This window comes from Sphingomonas sp. URJC2, assembly GCF_059803575.1.
The window spans coordinates 1-7,613 of the sequence record NZ_JAPFGX010000065.1 but is presented as its reverse complement, the minus strand read 5'-3'; the positions used below and the strand labels follow the sequence as shown (position 1 = coordinate 7,613).

The following is a 7,613-nucleotide window of genomic DNA, read 5'->3' as shown; positions in this document are numbered from 1 at the left end:
GCGGCTTCGGCCGGCGGCGCTTCCGGCGCGACGGCGTCGGCGGCCAGCGTTTCGGCCGGCGTTTCGGCCGGCGCGGCGTCGCCGGTATCGGCTGCATCGGCGTCGATGCCGGTTTCGGCACCGGCATCTGCCCCGGTCAGGCCGTCATCGCCCTGACGCCGGCGGCGTCCGCCGCGCCGGCCGCGACGGCCACGACGGCCACGACGGCCTTCGCCATCCTCGCCAGCACCCTCATCGGCCCGGCGGGCAGAGACGGCATCGGCGCCGGCGTCGTCGCCATCCTCGCCATCCGCCTCATCGGCATCGCCGGCACGTTCGGTTCCGGCGTCACCAGCCCCGGCGTCACCGGCACCGGCCTCGCCAGCCTCGTTCCCGTCACGGCCACGGCGGCCACGGCGGCGGCGGCGGCGGCGGCGGGCACCGGCCTCGCCGCGTTCCTCGCGCGCCTCGCCCCGCTCCTCGGCATCGCCGCGCGCGCCGGCGTCGGCGGTTTCGGCTTCCTCCTCTTCGTCCTCGTCCTCGATCTCGTCGATCTCGGGCTCGTCATCGTCGAACGCGATCTGCGGCGGGTCGAAACGCGGCGCATGGGCGGGCGGCGGGCCGCTCGATTCGACGGTCATCCGCGCGCCCTCGACCTCGCCCGACTGGGCGACCTCGATGCGCACGCCATAGCGTTCCTCGATCTCGGCCAGTTCGGCGCGCTTGTGATTGAGGACGTAAAGCGCCGCTTCCTGGCTGGCGCGCAGCAGCAGCAGCGAGCCGCGCCCGCGCGCCGCCTCATCCTCGAGCAGGCGCAGCGCCGACAGGCCGGCCGACGAGGCGGTGCGGACAAAGCCGGTGCCTTCGCAATGCGGGCAGGGCCGGGTCGAGGCCTCGAGCACGCCGGTGCGCAGCCGCTGGCGGCTCATTTCCATCAGGCCGAAGCCCGAAATCCGCCCGACCTGGATGCGCGCCCGGTCATTGGCGAGCGCGGCCTTCATCGCCTTTTCGACCTTACGGACGTTGGAGCCATTCTCCATGTCGATAAAGTCGATCACGACCAGCCCGGCCATGTCGCGCAGCCGCAGCTGGCGCGCAATCTCGTGCGCGGCTTCCAGATTGGTGGCGACCGCCGTCTGCTCGATCCCGTGTTCGCGCGTCGAACGGCCCGAGTTGATGTCGATCGACACCAGCGCCTCGGTCGGGTTGATGACCAGATAGCCGCCCGATTTCAGCTGCACGACCGGCTGATACATTTGCGACAGTTGATCCTCGACGCCGAAGCGCTGGAACAGCGGCACCGGGTCGGAATAGGGCTGCACCCGCCGCGCATGGCTGGGCATCAGCAGCTTCATGAAGGATTTGGCGGCGCGATAGCCATCCTCGCCCTCGACGATCACTTCCTCGATGTCGCGGTTGTAGATGTCGCGGATCGCGCGCTTGATCAGATCGCTGTCGCCATAGATCAGCGCCGGGGCGGACGCGCTCAGCGTCGTCTCGCGGATCTCGTCCCACAGCCGCGCCAGATAATCGAAATCGCGCTTGATCTCGGTCTTGGTGCGCGACAGCCCGGCGGTGCGGACGATGCAGCCCATCGTCTTGGGCAGCGTCAGCTCCGACATGATCGACTTCAGCCGCTTGCGGTCGGCGGCGTTCGAAATCTTGCGGCTGATCCCGCCGCCCTGGGCGGTGTTGGGCATCAGCACGCAATAGCGGCCGGCAAGCGACAGATAGGTGGTGAGCGCCGCACCCTTGTTGCCACGCTCTTCCTTGACGACCTGCACCAGCAGCACCTGGCGGCGGCGGATCACGTCCTGGATCTTGTAGCGGCGGCGCAGCCGCATCCGCCGCTCGCGCAGCGATTCGACCGCGTCGTCGGACCCGCCGCCGCCGTTCAGCGCCTCGGCGCGGGGGCGCTCCTCGCCATCGTCGCCATGCGCGCCGTCGCCATCGGCATCATGCGCGCCATCATCGTCATCCTCGGCATTGTGCAGCGCCGCTTCCTCGGCGGCATGCTCCGCTTCCTCGCGCAGCAGCGCCTCGCGGTCTTCCTTGGGGATCTGGTAATAATCCGGGTGGATTTCGGAAAAGGCGAGGAAGCCGTGGCGGTTGCCGCCATAATCGACGAACGCGGCCTGGAGCGAGGGCTCGACCCGCGTCACCTTGGCGAGATAGATATTCCCCTTGAGCTGTTTCCGCTCGGCCGATTCGAAATCAAATTCCTCGATACGGTTGCCTTTGACGACGGCCACGCGGGTCTCTTCCCGGTGGCGCGCGTCGATCAACATGCGCATGGTCATTCACTGGTCTCCGGGCGCGGGCGCGGCCGTCGGCGGTCAAGCAGCCGATCCGGGCGCCGGCGCGATAGCAGGCGGGCGGCGCGCGGAACCCATGGTCCGCAGCCGCCGGCAATGGTGATACGAAAATAAGCGCTTCCGCTGCACGGGCATGCCGCGGGCCTTGGCCGCGGTCATCGTCCTGCGTCGCGCGACCGCCGGCAGCTGCCGGACGATGCGAAACGCGGAAAACATGCCCCATTGCAACATCAACCTGTTCGGTCGGCACCGGGCGGACGGGATAAGCACCAGTCCGCCGGATCGCCGGTAAAGGCCGCGCAATACGGCGCGACTGTCATGAGGGTTAGCATCGCTTGCAACATGGAGCAAGTTCCGATCACCCCAACATCCCATCACCATTGCAAAATCCGCCCGGCCATGCTGTCCGCTGTCAGGGCACGGCGGGCATGGACCGGCAGGCGCGAATGGCGGCAGGGATGCGCGACAGGATCTGGCCAGAAAGAATCTTGCAGGCGCTGGCGATCGTCATACTGGCGGCGGGGATTGCCGCTGCCGTCCGGCTGGCGCTGATCGCCGCCGCGCAGACGCCGGGCACGCTCACCCTGCGCCTCGATCCGCCGCCGCCAGCCGCACCCCTGCCCGCCGTCGACGGCCCGGCCGACCGGCCGCTCGTCATCCTCGATCCCGGCCATGGCGGCCATGATCCGGGTGCAGTCGCGCCGGGCGGGCAGACGCGCGAGAAGGACCTGACGCTGGCCCTTGCCCGCACGGTGCGCGCGCGCATTCTGGCCGGCGGGCGGGCGCGGGTGGCGCTGACCCGCGACACCGACCGCTATCTGAGTCTGCGCGAGCGGATCGAGATCGGCCGCGCGCTGGGCGCGAGGCTGTTCATCTCGCTGCACGCCGATGCCGCGCCGGCCAGCGACGATGCGCATGGCGCGACGATCTACACGCTGTCGGAGACGGCCTCCGATGCCGAGGCGGCGGCGCTGGCGCGCAGCGAGAACCGCGCCGACATCGTGCGCGGGATCGATCTGGGCGCGGCGCGGGCCGATATCGCCTCGATCCTGATCGATCTGGCGCAGCGCGAGACGCGCGCCGACGCGCTCGGCTTTGCCCGGCTGCTGCACCGCGAGGCGGGCGACAGCGTGCCGTTCCGCCCCGATCATCTGCGCACCGCCTCGCTGATGGTGCTGAAGGCCCCCGACATGCCCTCGGTGCTGCTGGAGGCGGGCTATATCACCAACACCACCGACCTCGCCTTTATCGGCGCGCCCGACGGCCAGCGCCGCATCGCCGACGCCCTTGCCCGCGCGATCGACGCGCATTTCGCCCGCAAGCTTGCCCGGCGTTAGCGGCGGGGTTGTTTGTGGTGCGGGCTGGTGCCGCGACCAAACAAACACGCGCGGGCCGGTGCCGCGATCAAACACCCGACACCGCGCGCCACCCCGCGCGACTGTAAAACCGCGTGAAAGCTGCTAGAGCCGGGCGCGATGGATCAGGTTCAACCGGGAAATACGCGCTTCCGCCTGCGGCGCGACGGCCCGCTGGCGCAATTTGTCGCCCGGCTGGCGCAGCGGCGCTGGATCAGATGGCTGGCGGCGCTGGCCGGGGTGGCGGCGGCGGGATATCTGGCGATCTGGCTGGTCTTTGCCCGCGACCTGCCCTCGGTCGACATGCTGCGCAGCTACGAACCGCCGCTGCCCACCATGATCCGCGCGATCGACGGCACGCCGGTGCACAGCTTTGCCCGCGAACGGCGCGTGCAGCTGGCCTATGCGGAATATCCCCAGCTGCTCGTCCAGGCCTATATCTCGGCCGAGGACCGGACCTTTTTCAGCCATGGCGGCGTCGATTATCCGGGCATCATCTCGGCGCTGGTCACCAACCTGACGCGCAGCGGCCGCCCGGTCGGCGCGTCGACCATCACCCAGCAGGTCGCCAAGAACCTGCTGCTGTCGAGCGAGCTGAGCTATCGCCGCAAGATCCGCGAGGCGATCCTCGCCTATCGGATCGAATCCGCGCTGACCAAGGAAGACATTCTCGAGCTCTATCTCAACCAGATCTTCCTCGGCCGGAACGCCTATGGCGTGCAGGCCGCCGCGCGCGCCTATTTCGACAAGGATGTCGGCCAGCTGACCCTGCCGGAAATGGCCTATCTCGCCATCCTGCCCAAGGCGCCGAGCAATTACAGCCCCGAACGCCATGCCGGCCGCGCGCTTGAGCGGCGCAACTGGGTGCTCGGCCAGATGCGGCGCAACGGCTATATCGACGATCGCGCGCTCGCCGCCGCCCGTGCCGCGCCGCTCGGCACCATCCCGCGTCAGGGCGCGCGGTTCGAGGCCAATGCCGGCTATTTCATCGAGGATGTGCGCCGCGCGCTGATCGAGCGGTTCGGCGAGGATGCCGGGGCCGGGCCGCAAAGCCTGTATGCCGGCGGGCTGTGGGTGCGCACCTCGCTTGATCCGCGTTTGCAGCAGCTGGCCGAAAGCGCGCTGCGCGACGCGCTGGTGCGCTATGATCGCGGCCGCGGCTGGCGCGGGCCGATCCGGCGGCTTGAGCTGGGCGGGGATTGGGCGCAGCGGCTGGCGGCGGCCAATCTGGGGGCCGGCTATCCCGACTGGCGGGTGGCGCTGGTGCTCGACAGGGCGGCGGATGCCGCGCGCATCGGCTTTCCCTCGGGCGAGGAAGCCGTGCTGCCGGCGGCGGCCGCGCAGATGCCGGTCGCGGGCGCGGGCGGCACCGCCTTTGCCCGGCTGCGCGCGGGCGACGTGATCGTCGTCGCGCCCGAGGGCCGCGGATGGGCACTGCGCAGCATCCCGGCGATTTCGGGCGGCATGGTCGTGCAGGATCCGCGCAGTGGCCGGGTGCTCGCGATGCAGGGCGGGTTCGACAGCCGGCTGCGGAGTTTCAACAACGCCACCCAGGCGCAGCGCCAGCCCGGATCGACGATCAAGCCGTTCGTCTATGCCGCGGCACTCGATCAGGGGATGACCCCGGCGACCGTGCTGATCGACGGGCCGTTCTGCGTCTATCAGTCGGCACTGCTCGGCCAGAAATGCTTCCGCAACTTCACCGGCGGCTATGCCGGGCCGCGCACGATGCGCTGGGGGATCGAACAGTCGCGCAACCTGATGACGGTGCGTGCCGCCTCGCAGACCGGCATGGCCAATGTCGTGCGCACCATCTCGCGCATGGGGATTGGCGATTACCAGCCCTTCCTGTCGATCGCGCTCGGGGCCGGCGACACCACGGTGCTGCGGATGACCAACGCCTTTTCACAGCTGGTCGCGCTGGGCCGCGAGCTCAAGCCGACGATCATCGATTATGTGCAGGACCGGCGCGGCAAGGTGATCTGGCGCAGCGACGGGCGCTGCGCGGCGATGCGCACCTGCAACGCGCGCGACTGGGACGGGCGGCCGATGCCGCGCCCGCCGCTGCGCGGGCGGCAGGTGATGGACCCGATGACCGCCTATCAGATGGTCCATATCCTCGAAGGTGTGGTCGAACGCGGCACCGCACAGGTGCTGCGCGATCTCGGCCGGCCGCTGATGGGCAAGACCGGGACGACCACCGGCCCGACCAATGTCTGGTTCGTCGGCGGCTCGCCCGATCTGATCGCCGGCCTGTATCTGGGCTATGACCAGCCGCGCTCGCTGGGCGGCTATGCGCAGGGCGGCACGCTGGCCGCGCCGGTGTTCCGCCAGTTCGCGCGCGACGCGATGAAGGACATGCCGGTCGTGCCGTTCCGCGCCGCGCCCGGCGTCCGCATGGTCAGGATCGACCGGCGTTCGGGCCAGCGCGTGTTCGGCGCCTGGCCGGGCAACGACCCGCGCGCGCCGGTGATCTGGGAAGCGTTCAAGCCCGAAAGCGAACCGCGCCGTTCGGTCCGCCGCGCCGATCTGCTGGCCCAGGCCCGTGCCGAGGCCGAGGCGGCGGCCGCCGAACTCAACGCCCGCCCGCGCCGCGACAGCGACTTCCTTGAGCGCGAGGGCGGGATTTACTAGAGCCATGGTTCAGGCCATCGCCGCGCGCCCCCCGATCCCCGGGGGCGGACGGCTGGCACGCCGCGGCCCCGCCCCGGCGCAGACGAGAAAGAGTAGGACGTCCAGATGCGCGCCGAAGCGCAAGCCCATATCGACCAGATTCGCGACGCGCTCGCGCTGCTCCGCCGCTTTCTCGACTGGGACCGCGCGCTGCGCCGGCTCGACGAGCTCAACGCCAAGGTCGAGGATCAGGCGCTGTGGAACGATCCCAAACAGGCGCAGGCGGTGATGCGCGAACGTCGCCGGCTGGACGAGGCGATCTCGGCCACCCGCGCGATCGAGAATGAGCTGAACGACACCGCCGAACTGATCGAGATGGCCGATGCCGAAGGCGATGAGGCGATGGCCGAGGAAGGCGTGCAGAGCCTGGCGCTGCTTGCCGAACGGGCCGAGCGCGACAAGGTCGCCGCCCTGCTCGCTGGCGAGGCGGACGGCAACGACACCTATATCGAGGTCAATGCCGGCGCGGGCGGCACCGAAAGCCAGGACTGGGCGGGGATGCTGCAGCGCATGTACACGCGCTGGGCCGAACGGCGGGGGATGAAGGTCGAGCTGGTCGACCATCATGCCGGCGAACAGGCGGGCATCAAATCGGCGACGCTGCTGGTCAAGGGCGAAAACGCCTATGGCTATGCCAAGACCGAAAGCGGCGTGCACCGGCTGGTGCGGATCAGCCCCTATGATTCGAATGCCCGCCGCCACACCAGCTTTGCCAGCGTCTGGGTCTATCCAGTCGTCGACGACAATATCGAGATCGAGATCAACGAAAGCGACCTGCGCATCGACACCTATCGCGCCTCGGGCGCGGGCGGGCAGCATATCAACACCACCGATTCGGCGGTGCGCATCACCCATTTGCCGACCGGGATCGTCGTCGCCTGCCAGAACCAGCGCAGCCAGCACAAGAACCGCGCCGAGGCCTATAACCAGCTGCGCGCGCGCCTGTATGAGCATGAGCTGCGCAAGCGCGAGGAAGAGGCCAATGCGGTCAACGCCACCAAGACCGATATCGGCTGGGGCCATCAGATCCGCTCCTATGTCCTCCAGCCCTATCAGCTGGTGAAGGATCTGCGCACCGGCACGACCTCGACCGCGCCCGGCGACGTGCTTGACGGCGATCTCGACCGGTTCATGGCCGCCGCCCTGTCGCAGCGCGTGACCGGCGAGAAGGTCGATGTCGAGGATGTCGACTGAGATGCGCCGCGCCGCCGCCCTTGCGCTGGCCGCACCTTTGCTCGCGGGGCTGGCGGTGGCGGGCTGCCAGGCCCCGGCGCGCGCGCCGGCGCGCGAT

General features: G+C 69.6%; 4 protein-coding genes. 3 read left to right on the top strand and 1 reads right to left on the bottom strand.

From position 1 onward, the window contains the following. On the bottom strand, positions 1-2,279 hold a 2,279-nt coding region (locus OPU66_RS14560), incomplete at its 3' end, for an Rne/Rng family ribonuclease (RefSeq protein ID WP_498554370.1). A gap of 473 nt (positions 2,280-2,752) precedes the next feature. On the opposite strand from OPU66_RS14560, the gene OPU66_RS14555 reads away from it, so the two are divergent. The 3 genes from OPU66_RS14555 (at position 2,753) to prfB (ending at position 7,516) form a co-directional block, all read left to right on the top strand. Continuing rightward, positions 2,753-3,631, top strand: coding sequence for an N-acetylmuramoyl-L-alanine amidase family protein (locus OPU66_RS14555; RefSeq protein WP_498554368.1), 879 nt, complete (start codon positions 2,753-2,755; stop codon positions 3,629-3,631). Between the two features lie 138 nt (positions 3,632-3,769). Then, on the top strand, positions 3,770-6,283 hold the full coding sequence (locus OPU66_RS14550) for a penicillin-binding protein 1A (RefSeq protein ID WP_498554367.1): 2,514 nt from the start codon (positions 3,770-3,772) through the stop codon (positions 6,281-6,283). A gap of 105 nt (positions 6,284-6,388) precedes the next feature. Next, positions 6,389-7,516 (top strand): peptide chain release factor 2, encoded by a 1,128-nt coding sequence (gene prfB / locus OPU66_RS14545; RefSeq protein ID WP_498554366.1) that lies wholly within the window; start codon positions 6,389-6,391, stop codon positions 7,514-7,516. Positions 7,517-7,613 lie beyond the last annotated feature (97 nt).